Source organism: Pelagibacterium sediminicola, from assembly GCF_003390885.1.
In the GTDB taxonomy this organism is placed as follows: Bacteria; Pseudomonadota; Alphaproteobacteria; order Rhizobiales; family Devosiaceae; genus Pelagibacterium; species Pelagibacterium sediminicola.
This window is the reverse complement of sequence record NZ_QMEL01000002.1, coordinates 609,564-626,536: the sequence shown is the minus strand read 5'-3', so window position 1 is coordinate 626,536 and position 16,973 is coordinate 609,564. Positions and strand designations below refer to the sequence as shown.

At 60.2% G+C, this 16,973-nt stretch carries 21 protein-coding genes; 7 read left to right on the top strand and 14 right to left on the bottom strand.

Translation table 11 applies throughout. The features are described 5' to 3' along the window. From DQG18_RS06230 to DQG18_RS06215, 4 genes are all read right to left on the bottom strand, one after another. A partial coding sequence (locus tag DQG18_RS06230; protein ID WP_198669674.1) for a VWA domain-containing protein occupies window positions 1-1,745 on the bottom strand: 1,745 nt, incomplete at its 3' end. Next, window positions 1,666-2,019 carry a hypothetical protein gene (locus DQG18_RS06225; RefSeq protein ID WP_116653347.1) on the bottom strand — a complete coding sequence of 118 codons (354 nt, stop codon included), beginning with the start codon at window positions 2,017-2,019 and terminating at the stop codon, window positions 1,666-1,668. The genes DQG18_RS06225 and DQG18_RS06230, both read right to left, overlap by 80 nt. 8 nt (window positions 2,020-2,027) lie before the next feature. After that, window positions 2,028-2,576 carry a hypothetical protein gene (locus tag DQG18_RS06220; protein ID WP_116653346.1) on the bottom strand — a complete coding sequence of 183 codons (549 nt, stop codon included), beginning with the start codon at window positions 2,574-2,576 and terminating at the stop codon, window positions 2,028-2,030. 1 nt (window position 2,577) lies between these two features. After that, the gene (locus DQG18_RS06215; protein ID WP_157970032.1) at window positions 2,578-3,057 is read right to left on the bottom strand and encodes a hypothetical protein; all 480 of its coding nucleotides are present in this window, start codon (window positions 3,055-3,057) and stop codon (window positions 2,578-2,580) included. 198 nt (window positions 3,058-3,255) lie between these two features. On the opposite strand from DQG18_RS06215, the gene DQG18_RS06210 reads away from it, so the two are divergent. The 4 genes from DQG18_RS06210 to DQG18_RS06200 all read left to right on the top strand — a co-directional run bounded on the left by DQG18_RS06210 (window position 3,256) and on the right by DQG18_RS06200 (window position 5,882). Next, window positions 3,256-3,708, top strand: coding sequence for an Lrp/AsnC family transcriptional regulator (locus DQG18_RS06210; RefSeq protein WP_116653344.1), 453 nt, complete (start codon window positions 3,256-3,258; stop codon window positions 3,706-3,708). After that, complete coding sequence (locus tag DQG18_RS06205) at window positions 3,708-4,322, top strand: LysE family translocator (RefSeq protein ID WP_116653343.1); 615 nt, start codon at window positions 3,708-3,710, stop codon at window positions 4,320-4,322. Before DQG18_RS06210 ends, DQG18_RS06205 begins: the two co-directional genes overlap by 1 nt. A gap of 194 nt (window positions 4,323-4,516) precedes the next feature. After that, window positions 4,517-4,672: a hypothetical protein gene (locus DQG18_RS16005; protein WP_157970031.1), complete on the top strand. Its 156-nt coding sequence runs from the start codon at window positions 4,517-4,519 to the stop codon at window positions 4,670-4,672. Window positions 4,673-5,417: 745 nt separating this feature from the next. After that, window positions 5,418-5,882 (top strand): phage integrase N-terminal SAM-like domain-containing protein, encoded by a 465-nt coding sequence (locus tag DQG18_RS06200; protein WP_245958381.1) that lies wholly within the window; start codon window positions 5,418-5,420, stop codon window positions 5,880-5,882. 425 nt (window positions 5,883-6,307) lie between these two features. Here DQG18_RS06200 and DQG18_RS06195 read toward each other — a convergent pair whose 3' ends face one another. The 7 genes from DQG18_RS06195 to DQG18_RS06165 all read right to left on the bottom strand — a co-directional run bounded on the left by DQG18_RS06195 (window position 6,308) and on the right by DQG18_RS06165 (window position 13,073). Then, window positions 6,308-7,072 (bottom strand): SDR family NAD(P)-dependent oxidoreductase, encoded by a 765-nt coding sequence (locus DQG18_RS06195; protein WP_116653342.1) that lies wholly within the window; start codon window positions 7,070-7,072, stop codon window positions 6,308-6,310. Between the two features lie 3 nt (window positions 7,073-7,075). After that, window positions 7,076-8,293, bottom strand: a complete 1,218-nt coding sequence (lhgO, locus tag DQG18_RS06190) for an L-2-hydroxyglutarate oxidase (RefSeq protein WP_198669673.1) — start codon at window positions 8,291-8,293, stop codon at window positions 7,076-7,078. Then, on the bottom strand, window positions 8,290-9,144 hold the full coding sequence (locus DQG18_RS06185; RefSeq protein WP_116653341.1) for a fumarylacetoacetate hydrolase family protein: 855 nt from the start codon (window positions 9,142-9,144) through the stop codon (window positions 8,290-8,292). Before DQG18_RS06185 ends, lhgO begins: the two co-directional genes overlap by 4 nt. Before the next feature lie 15 nt (window positions 9,145-9,159). Beyond that, complete coding sequence (locus DQG18_RS06180; protein ID WP_116653340.1) at window positions 9,160-11,088, bottom strand: TRAP transporter permease; 1,929 nt, start codon at window positions 11,086-11,088, stop codon at window positions 9,160-9,162. A 72-nt stretch (window positions 11,089-11,160) separates the two neighbouring features. Further along, complete coding sequence (locus DQG18_RS06175) at window positions 11,161-12,150, bottom strand: TAXI family TRAP transporter solute-binding subunit (protein ID WP_157970030.1); 990 nt, start codon at window positions 12,148-12,150, stop codon at window positions 11,161-11,163. 60 nt (window positions 12,151-12,210) lie between these two features. Further along, entirely contained in the window at window positions 12,211-12,684 is a 474-nt protein-coding gene (locus DQG18_RS06170; protein WP_157970029.1) for a RidA family protein, read from the bottom strand. Further along, entirely contained in the window at window positions 12,684-13,073 is a 390-nt protein-coding gene (locus tag DQG18_RS06165; RefSeq protein WP_116653399.1) for a RidA family protein, read from the bottom strand. The genes DQG18_RS06170 and DQG18_RS06165 overlap by 1 nt, the downstream gene beginning before the upstream one ends. Window positions 13,074-13,238: 165 nt before the next feature. Here DQG18_RS06165 and DQG18_RS06160 point away from each other — a divergent pair, with 165 nt between their 5' ends. Continuing rightward, entirely contained in the window at window positions 13,239-14,123 is an 885-nt protein-coding gene (locus DQG18_RS06160; RefSeq protein ID WP_198669672.1) for a LysR family transcriptional regulator, read from the top strand. An 88-nt stretch (window positions 14,124-14,211) separates the two neighbouring features. Then, window positions 14,212-14,502, top strand: coding sequence for an alpha/beta hydrolase (locus tag DQG18_RS06155; protein WP_245958380.1), 291 nt, complete (start codon window positions 14,212-14,214; stop codon window positions 14,500-14,502). Here DQG18_RS06155 and DQG18_RS06150 read toward each other — a convergent pair. Next, window positions 14,465-15,457 (bottom strand): IS481 family transposase, encoded by a 993-nt coding sequence (locus DQG18_RS06150; protein ID WP_116653336.1) that lies wholly within the window; start codon window positions 15,455-15,457, stop codon window positions 14,465-14,467. The two genes, DQG18_RS06155 and DQG18_RS06150, sit on opposite strands and share 38 nt — an antisense overlap. Before the next feature lie 263 nt (window positions 15,458-15,720). Here DQG18_RS06150 and DQG18_RS06145 point away from each other — a divergent pair, with 263 nt between their 5' ends. Next, window positions 15,721-15,906: a hypothetical protein gene (locus tag DQG18_RS06145; protein WP_116653335.1), complete on the top strand. Its 186-nt coding sequence runs from the start codon at window positions 15,721-15,723 to the stop codon at window positions 15,904-15,906. On the opposite strand, the gene DQG18_RS06140 is transcribed toward DQG18_RS06145, so the two are convergent. Further along, window positions 15,903-16,274 (bottom strand): stability/partitioning determinant, encoded by a 372-nt coding sequence (locus tag DQG18_RS06140; RefSeq protein WP_116653334.1) that lies wholly within the window; start codon window positions 16,272-16,274, stop codon window positions 15,903-15,905. The genes DQG18_RS06145 and DQG18_RS06140 overlap by 4 nt on opposite strands. A 1-nt stretch (window position 16,275) precedes the next feature. Further along, window positions 16,276-16,962, bottom strand: a complete 687-nt coding sequence (locus DQG18_RS06135; RefSeq protein ID WP_116653333.1) for a ParA family protein — start codon at window positions 16,960-16,962, stop codon at window positions 16,276-16,278. Between the last annotated feature and the right edge of the window lie 11 nt (window positions 16,963-16,973).

Sequence of the window (16,973 nt, the reverse complement as noted above, 5' to 3'; positions counted from 1 at the left end):
ACCACCTCGATGGGCGCGCGGGCCAGAACGCGGCCGCCGGAGTCGAGTTGCAGGCGCACCTCGTAAAGACCCGGCTCGGCCGGAGCACGAAGATCGCCCTCGGCCTGGTTATCGAGCCGGTCATAGTCGCCATAGGTGCCGTCTTCGGCTCCGGCGGGCACGATGGTGACATAGTCGCGCGGGTGCAGCCCCTCGGCCTGCCAGGTGACGGGGAAGGCCGATCCGACGACGACCTGCGCCGGGGCGGAGACGGCAACCTTGGCATCGACCACCTCGATGGGCGCGCGGGCCAGAACGCGGCCGCCGGAGTCGAGTTGCAGGCGCACCTCGTAAAGACCCGGCTCGGCCGGAGCACGAAGATCGCCCTCGGCCTGGTTATCGAGCCGGTCATAGTCGCCATAGGCGCCGTCTTCGGCTCCGGCGGGCACGATGGTGACATAGTCGCGCGGGTGCAGCCCCTCGGCCTGCCAGGTGACGGGGAAGGCCGATCCGACGACGACCTGCGCCGGGGCGGAGACGGCGACCTTGGCATCGACCACCTCGATGGGCGCGCGGGCCAGAACGCGGCCGCCGGAGTCGAGTTGCAGGCGTACCTCGTAAAGACCCGGCTCGGCCGGAGCACGAAGATCGCCCTCGGCCTGGTTATCGAGCCGGTCATAGTCGCCATAGGCGCCGTCTTCGGCTCCGGCGGGCACGATGGTGACATAGTCGCGTGGGTGCAGATCCTCGCCCTCCCAGCTCACCGCGAAAGCCGACCCGACGACGACCTGCGCGGGAACGCTGACCTGCGCCGTTGGCAGATCCGGTTCTACGGGCGGGAAAATCGCATGGATATTGCGCATGCTGTCCGAAGCCAGACGGGTCTCGCTCTGCGAAAAGTCGTCCTGCGCCGTCGAATGAACCGTCACGATATAGTCGCCAAAGGGCAGATCCACGACGAAGGGGTTCGCAGCGCCCGTCCGCACCTTGTTGAACGCGGTGTCCGATATCTCCCAGATCACCTCGCCGGGCAGAAGAGGGAGGTCCAGCGGCGTTGACGGCCGGTCCCACACTGTCTGGTCGCCGATCTCCTCACCGCCGAGATTCGCTGTGAAGGTGAACGTTTCCAAAGCCGGCACGGCGGTGACCTCGCGCAGGGCCTCGGTCAGTTCCTGGGCATTGTCGGCGGTCAGGAAGCGGCCGCCGGTCTCTTCGGCCATGCACTGCATCTGCATCAGCGCCTCGGCTTCACCTCGGACATCGAAGCCGATGACATGGGCGGTGAAATCCACTCCCGCCGCTTCCAGCGCGCGGGCAGCGGCGCAGGGGTCGGGGTTGCAGGTCTCGATGCCGTCGGAAACGAGAATCACGGTCGCTGCCTGTTCGGTATGGCGCAGCGCCTCTGCGGCGGCGATGACGGCATCGGTCATGGGGGTCATGCCGCGCGGGTTCAGTTCGTTTACGATCCTGATGATGTCGGGCGCGGTGCCCGGTGCGGGCGCGACGAGAGTCTCGATATCCGAACACTGCCCACGCTCACGGTGGCCGTAGGTGACGAAACCAAGGTTCTGGTCGGCGGGGAAATCGGACAGGATGCCTGCCACCACATCGCGGGCCATGGTGATCTTGTTGACCCCGTCGATCTGGCCCCACATCGAGCCTGAGGCGTCCAGGACGAGGATCGTGTTAGGCCGCTCCTGGGCGGAAAGGGCGGGTGCAAGACCGAGCGTCAGTACGGCAAGTCCAGCGGTCACGAAGGGTTTCATGCGGTTCTCCATGGCGTGCGGTCCCGAAACGGGTGCCGGCACACTCTTTCAGCTTGTAAAAATACGAAGGCGTCTGCTCCAGCCCTGCATCCCATTCGGGATCGGGCTGCCGACCGTCTGTGATCTTGAAAAGGGCCGCCTTGAGACGCCGGGCGACCAGCATGATCTGTACCATTTCTAGATCGTCATCCTGACGCAGCACCTGCCAATTGAGGTTTTCGCCAACCGGGGCAGCAGTGTCGAAGAACAGGACAGGCGGAAGCAACATCTTCATCACTCATTCTACCGACTTATCAACTGTTCGCGGACGCCCCGCGCGGAATTGCGTTTCGTTCCCATGGCCTCGCTGGCCGAAAGAAAACTGATGATCCCATCCGAGCGCCGTTCGCCGGTGCCGAACTGCCATTCGAATTGCGGGGCCGAGGCGATCTCGCAGTCATGAACCAGCGCCCATTCGGGGGGCTCTGGAACCATCATATGGAACTGCGGGTCCATCGCCTTGCCATGCACGAAGTCATAACGCAGCGGCTTGTTGCCCCCTCGAACTGGCACCAGTTCGGTCTGAATGCCGTCCGCACCCAGATAGAGGCGGTTGCGGTTCTGATCGTAGATGATCTCAAAGGTGCTCTTTTGAGCGCCTATAGCCACACTCGCGCCGATGGCGGATTCGGCCCAGGTTCCCGCGATCAACGGACCGATCTGGCGCAGGTCGAAATTACCCGCGCGGTGAATGTCGGCGCGGCAAACCGGGTTGGGCGGTTCATCGGCCAATACTGACGTTGCTGCGGCGATCAAGAGGGCCGTGGCTCGGGCAAGGAGCGCTCCGGCCATCTCAGTCAAGCTCTTCAAGCCGGGCGTCGAAGCTGAAGGTGACGGGCCGGCTTTCAGATGCCGGGCCTCCGCTGACCTGTCCGGTGAGCGTACCACTCAAGACGACGATCCCGGCGTCCGGGGCGAATTCATCCAGTGTCAGTGCCAGGCTGTCCTGATCGCCGCTCCAGCTCCGACCCATGTCGCGGGCGAAAGTGATCGTCAGCGCTACCTCGGCGGGTGCGGGCAATTCACCACTGATCGTCAGTTCCAGATTGACCGGTCCCTGTTCTCCCTCCATCAGTGCGGCAAAGAAAGAGGCATCGACGTAGCTGCCGATGATCGTCACGCCGGACAATTCAGGAGCAACGGTCAGTTCCAGCGGCTGATCGCCAAAACTGCCGGTAACCAGCCCGCCCGGCTCGGCGGCCAATGTCGGCAAGGCCAGCAGACAAGCCAGAAGGGGCACGCTCGCCCTTTGCATGGTCGAAAAAATGGCCAAGAGCATTTCCTCCTGCTGTTTGGTCCAGAGTATAGCTTTGCTCACGGTCGGCGGCCCCGTTCGTTTGAACAGGGAGCGTGCAGTTTTTATGCTAGGGCCAACCCGGGGCGCGCCCTTTCCTCGCTTATTTTGCGGAAAATCTCCATAAATATAAAAATTATTATTGATATCTTATATATTCCCACACATATTACGGCCATGGATGATATAGACCGCAAAATTATCAGCTTCTTGTCCGCGGATGCCCGGCGCTCGTTGGCCGACATCGGCGGGAACGTCAACCTGTCCCCATCGAGCGTCAACGAGCGCATCCGCCGCCTGACCGCCCAGGGCACGATCCGCCGCTTCACGGTGGAACTTGACCCCGCCGCCATGGGGCTAGAAACGCTGGTCTATGTCTGGATCGCCTTGCACGAGGATGCCGACGAGAGTGCGTTCCGGCGGTATGCCGCCGCACAGGCGGCGATCCTCGAATGCCACCACGTCACGGGCCGCTGGTCCTATCTCGTCAAGATCCGCGTTGGTTCCCCCCCGGAAATCGAGGGATTTCTGGCCGATCTCAAGGCGCAGAAATTTCTTGGCCGCAGCGAGACGGTAATCGCATTGTCCTCACCGGTCGCCGGAGCCCTGGTACAGAAAGACAACTCCTGATGGACCCTATGCTTTTTGTCAAAAGCCTGTTCCTCGGGCTGGCCATTGCCGCGCCGCTCGGACCGATCGGCGCGCTATGCATCAACCGCACGCTGGAGCGGGGCTTTGCCGCCGGTGTCGCTGGCGGACTCGGAACGGCCTTGGCGGACGGAGTCTATGCGGCACTTGCCGCGCTGGGTTTCGCCGCGTTTTCGAACGTGCTCGGCATGATCGACACGCCGCTACGCCTTGTCGGCGGAGCCTTCATGCTGTGGCTGGGCTGGAAGAGCATGACGCCGAAACCACCTCGGTCGGCGGCAACGATTTCCGCCCGTGACCTGTTGGATACCACCGTGGCGACATTCCTGCTGACCATCACCAACCCCATGACGATCCTCTCCTTCGCCGCGCTCTTTGCCGGCCTGGGCCTGGCATCGGCAACCGGCGGCATCAATGCCGCTCTCGTCGTCGCGGGTGTTTTTACCGGATCGGTGCTGTGGTGGGCGTTCCTCAGCGGTGGGGTCGCCCTCGCCCGGCACCGCGTACCCGAGACGTTCGCTATATGGACCTCGCGCCTGTCAGGCATCGTGTTAATCGGGTTCGGCCTATGGGCGGCGGCTACCGCTTTCATTTAGCATTACAGTTACATCCTTGATTTGAGGTGTGGTCGCGCCGCGACTCGCGCGATGTGGGCGCCGTGCAGGCAGCCAGCATGGAGCACACGAGCGAGCGGGAGGCGAGGAAAACCACAACCGCTGACATTAAATATCGAGGAATAATCTATGCTCACCAGTGCACTCTCCGGTTTCGATGACCGGAGGCTGGCCCGATGCGCCCGGTGGCGGTGGCGTGGGCGGGCCTTGAAGCAATCCTTGCCAAGCGTCGTGCTGATCTGGAATCGGCCATCGCGGCCGAGCGCATGGCGCACTATCAACTCGGTGAGAAGCCTGGCAATGCCGCCCTGACCGAAGAGCATCCTCTGTAGGTTGGCTATGTGGTCGAGAAAATCAAGTTTCGCCCAGGGCCGGATCGAGCAGACCCAAGGCCTGTCCGATCTTGTCGCCCTTCCGGGAGGCGTTAAAGATGCAGGTAGCGGATCGCATTCGCACGAAACTCTCCGACCTATACTCAGCGCTAGCGTTGCACGACTGCGATTACGTGATGCTGTCACGTTCGCCTTATACGAAATCCTCCAATACTTTCGCGCCCGCGGCTGTCAGCGTCGATTCGCTTCGATACCCGATCCGATCGTAGATACCATTTTGAATCGTGCTTGGAGTAAGTAATGCCGCCTTCGTAACATCGATCGGGCATAGGCGCTAAACGGTACTTTGGCACGAGCGATGTCGATTACAGATTGAATCCTGACCACATTTTGTGCGCAGTGGAGCATACGGGCGGCGAACTCTATGTGGAGTGGGAGGATTGATCCCGCGTTCTTAGCCACCCCAATTTGCCATGCCGTGGCGACCTGAGCGCAGAACCGCGACCTGAGGCGAACCAGCGATCATCATAAATAACTCAATTTCCTGAGAAAAATTGGCGCGCCGGTCAGAATAGAACTGCGAACTCGTATACCTTTGAAATTAGAAGATAATTTTAGATGCACTTCCAAGTCGAAGGACTGCGTTGCGCCCCCATGCACGAACCCGCTTTGCGGGAGGGACGCGCGTGGTGAGACTTGATGGATTCGTCTGAGGCTCTGGGCAGCTAGATGCTGGGGTCCGAGCATGGACTTCCTTTCAACAGGAGGAACTCACGATGACGACCTATCACGCAATGTCCCGATCACACCGCTGCGTCAACGCATGCAGCAAGATATGGTGATGCGGGGCCCGGGCGCCCACACGCAGCAGGATTGTGTTCGGCACGTCCGGAACTTTGCTGCCTTCTTCGGGCGCCCTCCCGACAGCGCGACCGCCAAAGACATCCGGCATTACCAACTGCATCAGCATGAGACTGGCGTGGGTCCGGCGACGATCGACAGCACGGTTTCCGCGCTGCGCTTTCTGTTCACGGTGACACTGAACCGGCGAGATATGTCGCGCACTCTGGTGATCACCCGCAATCCGCACAAACTGCCCGAGGTTCTGAGCGTGGAAGAAGCCGCACGTCTGCTCGAGGCAGCTCTGGGCAACAAGTACAAGGCCGCACTGGGGGCGCTTATGGCGCGGGCCCGCGTGTCTCAGAGGTAGCGCATCTCATTATTGACTCGACCCGCATGTTGATCCATGTCGAACAGCGGAAGGGACGCAAGGACCGCAACGCCATGCTCTGGCCGCGACTACTGGAGCTTTTGCGCCTGTGGTGGCGCGAAGGAAAGCGACGCGGCGTGATGCTTCCCCATGGCTGGCTGTTTCCAGGGCGTAGCCGCAGCGACCAATTGCAGGAACTACCAAGGTTGGTTGGCCGGCCCCACGGGTAATTTATTGATCATTGTGCCTTCGGGCAGATTGAGTGCAGAGGACACCACATTGGCGATGCGAATCGCCGGGATGCTCTACTGCAGTCAGAGTGCATACATGCCTTCCGATGTACGCTTGTCTGTGATGGTATCGAGTCGTTCGATATTGGCTGCCGCCGGGTAGAACGTGGGCGTGCGGATATTGATCACTGCGGGCTACCGTAGTGTCTGGCCGCCGTCGATGACTAGCTCCATTCCCGTGGCAAACGCCGAAGCATCGCTTGCCAGCCACACCGCGATGGATTTGAGTTCGTCTGGCTGCCCGATGCGGCCAAGCGGAACGAGCTTGATGAAGTCCCGATACTGCTCGGGATCGTTCATGCGGCCCGCCGTCGCGTCCGTCAAAAAACGTCCCGGGCAGATGGCGTTGGCGCGAATGCCGTCCCCGGCCCATTCCAGTGCCATGGCCTTTGTCAGGTTGATCACCGCCGCCTTGGAGGCCGAATAGCTCGATAGGCCGGGACGTCCGCGCAACGCCGCGCTCGAAGCGATATTGACGATCGAGCCCCGCCCTTTCCGCTTCATGACCGGCGCCACGGCACGGCACGCATAAAAGACCGAGCTGAGATTGAGATCCAGCGCGGAGTGCCAGTCCTCGTCGCTCATGTCCGCGATGGCGCGGGCCAGCGCTCCACCGACGCAGTTTACCAGTACGTCTATTCCGCCCAGCGCCCGGTCGGCGGCTTCGACCCCAGCCGAGACGCTCGACGAATCGGTTGCATCACCGCAAAGCGGCAGAAATCCGCCGCCCAGCGCCGCGATGTCTTTCCCGACGGCCCCAAGCGCTTGGGTGGTCCTTGCAAACCCCGCAACCTTCGCACCTGCCTCGGCAAGCCCGATTGCGATCGAACGGCCGATTCCGCGACTGGCACCCATAACGAGCGCGGTCTTGCCCGAGAGGGCCATGTCGTCCTGTTGCATGGTCTAGCTCCTAGAAAATCGGTTCAGCACCTTGCCGGCAATGTCCTCGCCGATGGGCAATGCCGAGGTCGCCGCCGGAGATGGCGCGTTGCACACATGAATCATCCGCTCGGTTTCAAGAAAATGGAAATCCTCAATTGGCGCCCCCGAAAGATCAATCGCCTGCGCGCGATGGCCGGCCCTGTACGGACGAAGGTCGTCCAGGGTGAGTTCGGGACAGTATTTATTGACCTCGCGCAGATAAGCTTTTCTAATAAGCGAAACCCGCATCTCATGGGCAGCGGACGACATGTGCTTGCCGACAAACTTCCAGAAGCCCGGAAACAGACCGAAATCCAGCGTATCGGTGAAATTGAAATCGAGCTTTCCATAGGATTCGCGCGCGAATGCCACCCTTGCGTTTGGGCCCACCGTAACGCTTCCATCGATCATCCGGGTGAGATGAATGCCCAGAAACGGTACTGAGGGATCGGGCGCCGGATAGATCAGATGCTTGACGATCCGGTTCCGCTCCGGCGGCAACTGAAAATATTCGCCCCGAAACGGCACGATGCGGAAATCAGGTTTCAGGCCCGCGATCCGCGCCAGGCGATCGGCCTGCAATCCGGCGCAGACGACTACGTACCCGGCATTGACCGTTATCCGCGACGAACTGACCTGCACGCCCCCCGCCGTTTCCCGCATCGCGGTAACTGTGGCCCCGCAGACGAGCTGGCCGCCGCATTCGGTGATGACGCGCACCATGGCCTCGGCCATGCCCCGATAATCCGCGATGCCGGTTTCGGGACTCAACAGGCCCCCGGCGCCGCGAACATGGGGCTCGAGATCGGTAAGCCGTTTCGCATCGATCCTTTCGAGGGGCACGCCATTGGTCACGCCACGTTCGTAAAGTGCATCGACGCGCTGGAGTTCTCTCCGGTCGGTCGCGACAATCAGCTTTCCGCATTCATCCCATTTCACACCGTGCTCGGTGCAGAATGCTTTTGTCTGCACCAGGCCCTTGCGGCAGAACTCCGCCTTGCGACTGCCCGGCGTGTAATAGACGCCGGCATGAATGACGCCGCTGTTGCGTCCCGATTGGTGCAAGGCCGTCTCGGTTTCCTTTTCTAGCACCACCACGGACAGATCCGGTCGGGATTGGAGGCATTTGAGGGCGGTGGCCAGCCCCACCAAACCCCCGCCAACGACGCATATGTCAGCCCTCAGATGCTGAGCGGTCATGAGCGTTCGTATGCCAGGACGTTTTGAGTCTGCGTCCCCAGACCCTCGATCGATAGTGTCACCGTGTCGCCATGCTTGAGAAACACGGGCGCGGGCTTGATGGCCGAACCGATGCCGGACGGCGTTCCGGTGGCGATGACGTCGCCGGTCTGGAGCGTCATGAACTGGGAAACGTAATGGACGAGGAAGCGGGAATTGAAGATCATGTCGGCCGTCGTCGCCTGCTGGCGGCGTTCGCCGTTGACATCGAGCCACATGGACAAGGCGTCGGGATCGTCTATTTCGTCGGACGTCACCAGCCAGGGGCCGATCGGCCCGAAGCTGTCCGCCGATTTTCCCTTGGTCCACTGCCCGCCGCGATACTTCTGATAATTGCGCTCCGAGACATCGTTGACCAGGCAATATCCAGCGATATGGTCGGCAGCCTCATTTTCGGAAACGTATTTTGCGGGCCGGCCGATCACAATACCCAACTCGACCTCGTAGTCGGTTCCCGTCGACCTGGGTGGCATGATTATGGGATCGTTCGGGCCGGAAATTGCGCTGGTCGCCTTCTGGAACAGAATCGGCTCCTGGGGCACTGGAAGGCCGGTTTCTTTAGCATGTTCGAAATAGTTGAGGCCAACGCATATGAATTTCTGAATCTGCCCCACACAGGGACCGATTCGCAAGCCTTCCTCGAGAAGCGGCAGCGCGGCCAGATCGGCCTCTTTCACGCGGGCCAGCCCCTCGGGAAGCAAGCTTCCACACGAAATGTCGTCGACGAGGCTCGACAAGTCAGCATAGCGTCCGTTATCGAGTAATATGGCGGGCTTTTCGGCTCCGGGAATCCCCAGACGGGCGAGTTTCATTTCCAACTCCAACTTTCAGGATGTTTTCGGTACCGGTGCGGCATTGGCGCGCCGCTGAACGAGATAAACGGCGGCCAATACAAACAAGCCCGCGAGATCGAATAGAAGACCGGGCCAGAAAAGGAGAACGGAAGCTACGACTACGGCAAGCCTTTCGGGGACGGACATGCTTTTCTTCATGTAACCTTCCAGCGCGGCGGCAAGGGCGACAAATCCCAATGCGCTACTAACCCAGGTCGCAATAATCTCGCCCCACGGACCATCCATGAGCATCGGCGTGTAAACGAAGAGAACCGGAATGATATAGAGCGGCTTGCCCAACATCACCGAAACCATGCCGGTCTTCATGGGATTGGCCTTGGCTATGTTCGCTGCCACAAACGAGTTGATGCAGAAGGGCGGGGTGATCGAGGCGTCCTGGCTGATCCAGAGCAGCATCATGTGAATGGTCAGCAGTGGAATGCCGAACTCGAGCATTGCCGGCTGGGCGACGATCGAAAGGATGATGTAGGAGGCCAGAACGGTCATGCCCATGCCGAACAGATAGCTGATCAGGATGATGAGGACGATCAGCAATGGCAGCAATCCGAACGAAAACGACAGAATCAGAGACGAGAATTTGAGCACGAGACCGGGAAGCAGCATACCGGCGAGCACCACGCCCATGATCCCACCCGTCACCCCGACCATGAGCGAACTCTTGGCCGCCTGTTCGAGTGTCGAGAAAATCCAGCCGATGCGGAAATCTCTGGGCGAGCGCAGGAACTTGACGACGATGATCGACAGCGTCGACACCACGGCGGAAAAATAGGCCGAATAACCCCAGGCCAACATGGCGATGAGCAGGATGACGGGGATGAGCAGAATCCAATCCCTTTTCAGCACCGTCCAGAATTCGGGCAGTTCTTCGGCGTTGAGGCCTCCGATACCGTGCTTGGCGGCATGAAAGTGGACGCTCATGAAGAGCGACAGATAATAGAGAATGGCCGGCACGACCGAGATGGCTAGGATCGTCGCATAATCGGTTCGCGTAAAGGCGGCGACCACGAATGCCGTACCTCCCATGATGGGCGGCATGAGGTGGCCGCCCAGGGAGGCGACGGATTCGATTCCTCCGGCATAAGTCGGCTTGAAGCCGTGCTTTTTCATGAGCGGTATAGTGATCGATCCGGTCACCACCACATTGCCGGCCCCACTGCCCAGAACGCTACCGATCAGGCCGCTGGCGACGACCGCGACCTTGCCCGCCCCCCCTCTGCTCCGCCCGAAAAGCGAGAAGGCCAGGTCGATGAACATCTGGCCGATACTGGAGGTTTGCAGGAAGGTGCCGAAGACGATGAACAAGAAGACGTAGGTCGCGAATGTCGAGGTCACGACCCCGAAAATGCCTTCCTCGCTAAACGCGTAGCTGACAAAGCGTTCCGGCGAAATGCCATTATGGGCAATCATAGAAGGGAAGTAGGGTCCCCAGAAATTGTACGCGATCAGAACGAGAGCGATTGTCGGCAGAATGGGTCCGAGCAGCCGGCGGCACATTTCGAGGCAAACGATAACCGCCACGGCGCTGAAACCGGCCTCCACTGCCCCGACGCTTCCCCCCGCATTCATCAGCCGGTCCATATACGAAACGACATAGTAGACCGAGAAGGCCAGCGTGGCCAAAGCCAGGACCCAGTCGAGCAGGCTGGGCCGATCCTTGGGGGAGCGGGACGTCGCCGGATAGATCAGGAACGTGAGAAATCCGGTAAAGCCGATAAAGGTGGAAAGAAAAAGCGAGGCATCGACAAAACGTAACGCGGCATGGATGTAAAACAGCGCAAAACTGATGGCAACGAGCGAGACCAGCCACTTGTTCGCCCCCGACAAAACCCGCTGATCGGGCATATCGGGGGCAAATATCTGGCGCCATATCGATGGACGTTGGGTCTGCACGACAGATGTCATTTAGGCGTTATCCATAAATTGGCGCTGCATCTCTGAAGGAGGGCACTGCCCTTGGGCGATCCGAAGACCGGGTTATTGGTCGGCGACGTTGGCGATCTCGGGGAGCATCATCCCTTTGCCCGCCCAATAATCGACGGCGCCATCGTGAAACGGCAGCCCCACGGAAACCAGAACATCGTCCAGCGGTCCATCCGGGATGTCTTTCCAGCCCTCACCATAGGTCAACAGCGTGGCGCGACCCGCCTCCGAGAGCATGATATCGAGCATATCGGCTACCATGGGAGCGGGAACGTCCTTGTTGGCGAAAAGGAAAGTCCAGTGACCAATAGAAGGGGCATCCTCGGACTGCCAGCTATAGGTACCCGCCGTGATCACCCCCACGCTGCGGCCCGGAATGGACTCTGCTGCCTGTTCGAGAACATTCTGATCCCAAGGGATGAGCTTGAGTTGGCCGCCGCTCGCCAAACCGACGAAAGCCGGGAAGGCCCCGCCGCTGTTAGCGCACATCACATCCAGCTTGCCATCGCGCATACCGTCTGCGCTTTGGCTGGGATTTTGGTAGACGGGCTGGATCTTGTCCCACAGCCCCGCCGCCTCCAGCAGGGTCTGGGTCACGACCGCTCCGCTCGTTGCCGGCAGGCCCACGCTGATCCGCTTCCCTTCAAGATCAGCCACGCTGTCGATGCCGGAATCGGCATATGCGACGCAATGGAGGAAGGCGGGCCAGACACCGGTGACCGCCCGAATATCGCCGTACTTCTCGTTGAACTCGCCCACACCGCGAAGCGCCTCATAAAATGTCGGCGCCGCGGCAAGACCGAAATCGGCATCACCCGCGTTGACCAGGCGGATATTGGCGCTGAACCCTTGGGAGGTTTGCGCCGACAGCGAGACGATGTCGCTTTGGGCATTGATGACTTCGGCCAGCCCGCCCCCAAGCACATAGGCGGAGGACTGCGCCCCTGCCAGAGACAGGCTTGCATCCTGCTGCTGGGCGTGGACGGTGTTTGCGCTCAGGGCCGTCGCGGCGACCAGCGTTGCTGTGAAAATACTGCGCTTCATGTTCATCCCTTATGTTCTTGAATAGCCTAATGTGCTCTGAAAGCGCGCTTGGCGCGCGTCTTATTGTCTTGAAACCTCAAAGATGCAGACCGTCTCGCATGGTGCCGTATAGATGAGATCGGGCACGCTCAGGCTGACCCGCGCCATCGCCGCGCGCTCCGGCCCGAACACCTCCACGAACAGATCCGAGGCCCCGTTGGTGACATAGGGCGCGCGCTCGAAGCCCGGCACTCCATTGGTGTAGCACGTCAACTGAACCACCCGGCTGATGCGGTTGAGGTCGCTGATCACCGCCTTGGCCTGAGCCAGATGGTTTATGGCGCAAAGACGGGCCGACTCCCTGGCCTGCTCCTCGGTGACCGCGCCGCCGACCTTGCCGAGGTAGGGGAATTGGCCGTTCACATGACCCAAGGCCCCCTGGCAGAACAGCAGATCTCCACTCAGCACCGCCGGCACCAGGTGCGGCGCCGCCTTGACGACAGGCGGGTTGGGAAGAACGATGCCAAGTTCTTTAAGTCTGGCCTCGACACCCATCAGATTGCCTCTGCCACGCACTCGATCTCGAGCAGAAAGTCCTTTACCGGCAACCGCGCCTGCACGGTGGTGCGCGCTGGCCATGTCTGGGGGTCGGCGCCGAAGAACTCTTTATAGATTTCATTCATTTCTTGAAAATCGGAAACCCTATCAAGAAAGACGTTCACCTTCACGACCTTATCCAGGGAGGATCCGGAGTCGGCGAGAATACTGGAAAGGTTGGCCATGGTCTGCCGCATCTGATCCGCAAAATTCCCCACCGAAATACTGCGATCTTTTGCGAACGGGGTCGTGCCCGACACGAAAACCAGACCACCAATCTTTGTGGCATGACAGTGAGGGGCGCGCGGCGTGGCAACGTTCTCGCAATAAATGACTTGCTTAGGCATATCTGCTTTCTTCTCAATAAAACTGGCGCGACGAAAAAGGTCGGACCATTTGGACGTCCAAGCTTAGAACAAAGATCGCTCGCAAAAAAAGAACAAATTTGGCACATTTATGTTGCCAAAATTAGTGCACCTATTCACTCTGTCACAAAATTTTCGGGGGAGCAGATGAATTTTCAAGCGCTGCGATATTTCGACGAAGTCATGCAGAGCGGCTCGATCCGCAAGGCGTCAGAACGGCTTAACGTGGCGGCGTCGGCCATCAGCAGGCAAATCCAGAACCTCGAACACGACCTAGGCGCAGACCTGCTGGACCGCAGCGTCCGCGGCGTCAGGCTGACGGAAGCGGGCGAGATTTTGGCGGTCAAAATCAGAACCCTGTTCCAGACTATTTCTGAGGTACAGAACGATATAGACAATCTCAGGGGTCTTCAGCGGGGCAATGTGCGGATTGCCTCGGTCGAGGGCGCGGCCAACGCCACGCTCGCCGATGCCTGTGCTCAGTTCTACAAACGCTTCCCCTTGGTCAAGGTTTCGATTGACATCCTCGATGCTCAGCACGTCTCCGAAGCTCTCATGGGCGAGACCGTCGATATCGGGATTGTATTCGGAATTCCGATGCGCCCCGAGATTGAGGTGATCAAGCGGCGGCCGGGCCACATCGCAGCCTGCCTCAAAGGCAATCACCCGCTGGCAAACAACAGGCAAGTCACCTTAAAGGAAATATCGGGCTTTCCGAGCATTCTTCCCGGCAGAGGTTTTGGGATAAGGCGTTTGATCGAAGAGGAAATCCTGCGGCAGAATCTGAGTATGAACATGGCGTTCGAGTCCAACTCGCTCGAATTCATCCGGCGAATGACGGAGGCAACCGATCTTTTAGGTGTTCTTCCTCTCGCCCAATCCATTCATTTGTCCCACTCCACCAGTCTGTGCTTCATACCGATCGTCGATATTGAGAACGAGCATTACGTGACGGAACTCTGCGTTAAACGTTCCCGAAATTTTGCCCCGCATGTGCGGACTTTACTCTCGGCTTTGGAAAAAGCATTCTGAACCTTCCGATGCACCGGGCCCCGCTCTGGTCCTCGGCCATCCCTATTGTGGCTTGAAGGAATAGACTGTCGGCTTTTATGCCCAGACGATGGCCGAGCACGGCTTCATCACTTTGACGTTCGGCGGCGAGAGCGGTGGCGGACCGCGCCGGATTTCCTCGCTTGAAATCTTCGCAGACTGTTTTTCGGCGACTGTCGACTTCCTCGGCATCCAGCCCGAAGTGGATCGCAACAAGATCGGTGTGATAGGTGTCTGCGGTTCGGGCGGCTTCTCGCTCGTTGCCGCCGAGATCGATCCACGCATCAAGACGCTCGCCGCGATCATGACGTTGCCCCTTGGAGCTAGGTGTTTGGTCCCGGCATTTGGTGGAGCGGATTGACGGTGAAGCGTTCGGGCTGTGAGGTCCACGCCTTGCAGATGAACTCGTAAGGCGTGAGACCCTTGAGGGTTTTGAGCCTGCGGGCGAAGTTGTAGGCCGCAACGAAGTCTGCGAGGTGTTGCCTGAGCTGGTCGTTGCTCTCGTAGTAGAAGCGCTTGACGGTTGCGTCCTTGATGGTCCGGTTCATCCTTTCAACCTGGCCATTGGTCCATGGGTGCTTAACCTTGGTGGTGCGATGCTCGATGTCGTTCCTGGCGCAGGCATATTCGAAGGCGTGAGCGCGGAAAGTTTCGCCATTGGCGATTGCCTCCTTGATCAGCGGCACCGCCGAGCCACCGGCGCCGGGCGTGGTGAACTGGATGCCGTTGTCGGTGAGCACGGTGTGGATCTTGTAGGGAACGGCCGCGATCAGTCCAAGCAGGAAGTCTCTGGAGACGGCGGTGGTGGCTTTCTCATGCAGTTCCACGAAGGCGAACTTGGAGGTGCGGTCGATGGCGACGAACATGTGCACCTTGCCCTGCTCGGTTCTCACCTCGGCGATATCAATGTGGAAGTAGCCGATCGGATAGGCCTTGAACTTCTTTTTTGCCGGCCGGTCGCCTTCGACATCGGGCAGGCGGGAGATGCCATGGCGCTGCAGGCAGCGATGCAATGACGAGCGCGTCAGATGCGGGATTGTCGGCTGCAAGGCGTAGAGGCAGTCGTCGAGCGGCGGCAGCGTATAGCGCCGGAAAGCCACGATGACTGCTTCCTCCTCGACCGAGAGGACCGTCAAGCGCGGCTCCTTCGGCCCGGTCGGCAGATCGGCTGGAGAGGTGCGCTTCTTCCACTTTGCCACCGTCTTCTGGTTGATCCCGTAGCGCTTGGCCAGCACTCTCAGGCTCTCTTCACTATTTTGTATCGCTCGACGGATCGCCTCTGTCGTGGTGGTGCTGCTGTGTAGAATTTGGCCCATAGTGCATCCTTCCATTCCGGCGACAAGATTGCACCATCAAAGTCCGGGATCAAACACCAGAGCCCGGTCCGGCCTGCCGGACGCGCCCGCATTTTACGACTTGGTGGAGATTTCAGCCTGACGACGGATCACAAGCTCGTCCCCGTCTCCCTCATGTCCTCTTTGGCCGCCAGTCATGGCGATCCATCCCCGTGCCGATTGTGTGTCTGGGCAAGCACGGAATGGCTCTGATGACCGGGGCCGCGTGAACAAGGAGGAAGAAGATGAACAAGCTGATGACCATCGCCGAACTGCAATCCCGCACCGAAGCCGAACTGCGCGCCCTGTTCCGGCAGGCGACCGAGACTTTGGCGCGGACCGCCACCGGCACCCCGGAGCGCCGGAACAACCTGGCCACGCTGGAGAATATCTCCCGCGCCATCGCAGCGGGACCGGGTCGGGGGCTTTAGCCCCCGCCTTTCCAGCCGGCAGGGCCAACTTCGCGCTCCAGCAGGGTGACCGCATGTTCCAGAGTCTCGCCGAGACCCCAGCCCTGGCTGTCGGCGATGGCGCAGAACGCGGCGATTGTTTCGGGCCGGGCTTTCAGATTGAGCTGCATGTTGCGCCCGGTGCGGCGGCGCCGCGGCAGTTCGGCAGGCCGGGCCTCGACCGCCGGCTGCGGCTCACGGCTGCGGAATCCGGCGGCCGCCGCCGCTTTCTTCGTTTCCGCCTGCGGCGGCTTGTCGTTGGCGGTAACTACCGGCTGCGGCAGCCATTCGGATGGATCGAAATCGTCAAGCGAGTCGGCGAAGCCAAGATCGGTGCGCTGGCGTTCCATGTTACGCTGCCTTTCCGACAACTGCCGTGCTCTTGAGCTTGGCGATCACCTCACCCGCGAAGGCCCGCGCGTTCTCCCGCGCCTTGTCGATATTGCTGACCCGTGCGTTGGACAGACCCGCCAGCACGCCGCCAAAATCGAAGATGTCGCGAAAGGCGGCGCGTTCGACTATGGAGGTGGAGAACACGTCGATGCCCGCTTTGTCGAGCTGGTCCGGCACATTGCGCAAGGCGCGCGAAGTGATGGCGGCGCTGGTGCGCGTCAGCAGGATACTGTGCGGGATAGTGCGCAGGGCCATGCGCTCCTGGTTACGGATCAGCTTGATGGTCTTGGCCGCGCCCTTTGCATCCATCGACGCGCCCTGCGCGGGAATGATGACGAGGTCCGACATGCCGATGGCGTTGGCGACCATAAGGCTCGCCGTGCCTTCCAAATCGACGATGACGAACTGGGCTGTCTTCGCGGCGCTTTCGATGTGATCGACGATGGTGTCCTCGCTGACCTCGGCGATGATGTCGATGGTTGCGGGCTTGCCGGGCAACCGGCCCCACTGGGAGATCCACCGTTCGGGGTCGGCATCGATAATGGCGACGCGCGCGCCCTTTCCGGCCAATTCACCGGCCAACAGCAGTGCGGACGTTGTCTTTCCGGCTCCCCCTTTTGGATTTGCAAAAGAAATGACGGGCATGCACTCTCACT

Coding starts and splice junctions, on each gene's coding strand:
- DQG18_RS06150 (WP_116653336.1), bottom strand. CDS start 15,457: ATGGGCCAAATTCTACACAGCAGCACCACCACGACAGAGGCGATCCGT.
- DQG18_RS06195 (WP_116653342.1), bottom strand. CDS start 7,072: ATGCAACAGGACGACATGGCCCTCTCGGGCAAGACCGCGCTCGTTATG.
- DQG18_RS06185 (WP_116653341.1), bottom strand. CDS start 9,144: ATGAAACTCGCCCGTCTGGGGATTCCCGGAGCCGAAAAGCCCGCCATA.
- DQG18_RS16005 (WP_157970031.1), top strand. CDS start 4,517: ATGCGCCCGGTGGCGGTGGCGTGGGCGGGCCTTGAAGCAATCCTTGCC.
- DQG18_RS06170 (WP_157970029.1), bottom strand. CDS start 12,684: ATGGGTGTCGAGGCCAGACTTAAAGAACTTGGCATCGTTCTTCCCAAC.
- DQG18_RS06175 (WP_157970030.1), bottom strand. CDS start 12,150: ATGAAGCGCAGTATTTTCACAGCAACGCTGGTCGCCGCGACGGCCCTG.
- DQG18_RS06160 (WP_198669672.1), top strand. CDS start 13,239: ATGAATTTTCAAGCGCTGCGATATTTCGACGAAGTCATGCAGAGCGGC.
- DQG18_RS06210 (WP_116653344.1), top strand. CDS start 3,256: ATGGATGATATAGACCGCAAAATTATCAGCTTCTTGTCCGCGGATGCC.
- DQG18_RS06145 (WP_116653335.1), top strand. CDS start 15,721: ATGAACAAGCTGATGACCATCGCCGAACTGCAATCCCGCACCGAAGCC.
- DQG18_RS06180 (WP_116653340.1), bottom strand. CDS start 11,088: ATGACATCTGTCGTGCAGACCCAACGTCCATCGATATGGCGCCAGATA.
- DQG18_RS06165 (WP_116653399.1), bottom strand. CDS start 13,073: ATGCCTAAGCAAGTCATTTATTGCGAGAACGTTGCCACGCCGCGCGCC.
- DQG18_RS06225 (WP_116653347.1), bottom strand. CDS start 2,019: ATGAAGATGTTGCTTCCGCCTGTCCTGTTCTTCGACACTGCTGCCCCG.
- DQG18_RS06200 (WP_245958381.1), top strand. CDS start 5,418: ATGGACTTCCTTTCAACAGGAGGAACTCACGATGACGACCTATCACGC.
- DQG18_RS06140 (WP_116653334.1), bottom strand. CDS start 16,274: ATGGAACGCCAGCGCACCGATCTTGGCTTCGCCGACTCGCTTGACGAT.
- DQG18_RS06205 (WP_116653343.1), top strand. CDS start 3,708: ATGGACCCTATGCTTTTTGTCAAAAGCCTGTTCCTCGGGCTGGCCATT.
- lhgO (WP_198669673.1), bottom strand. CDS start 8,293: ATGACCGCTCAGCATCTGAGGGCTGACATATGCGTCGTTGGCGGGGGT.
- DQG18_RS06220 (WP_116653346.1), bottom strand. CDS start 2,576: ATGGCCGGAGCGCTCCTTGCCCGAGCCACGGCCCTCTTGATCGCCGCA.
- DQG18_RS06155 (WP_245958380.1), top strand. CDS start 14,212: ATGGCCGAGCACGGCTTCATCACTTTGACGTTCGGCGGCGAGAGCGGT.
- DQG18_RS06135 (WP_116653333.1), bottom strand. CDS start 16,962: ATGCCCGTCATTTCTTTTGCAAATCCAAAAGGGGGAGCCGGAAAGACA.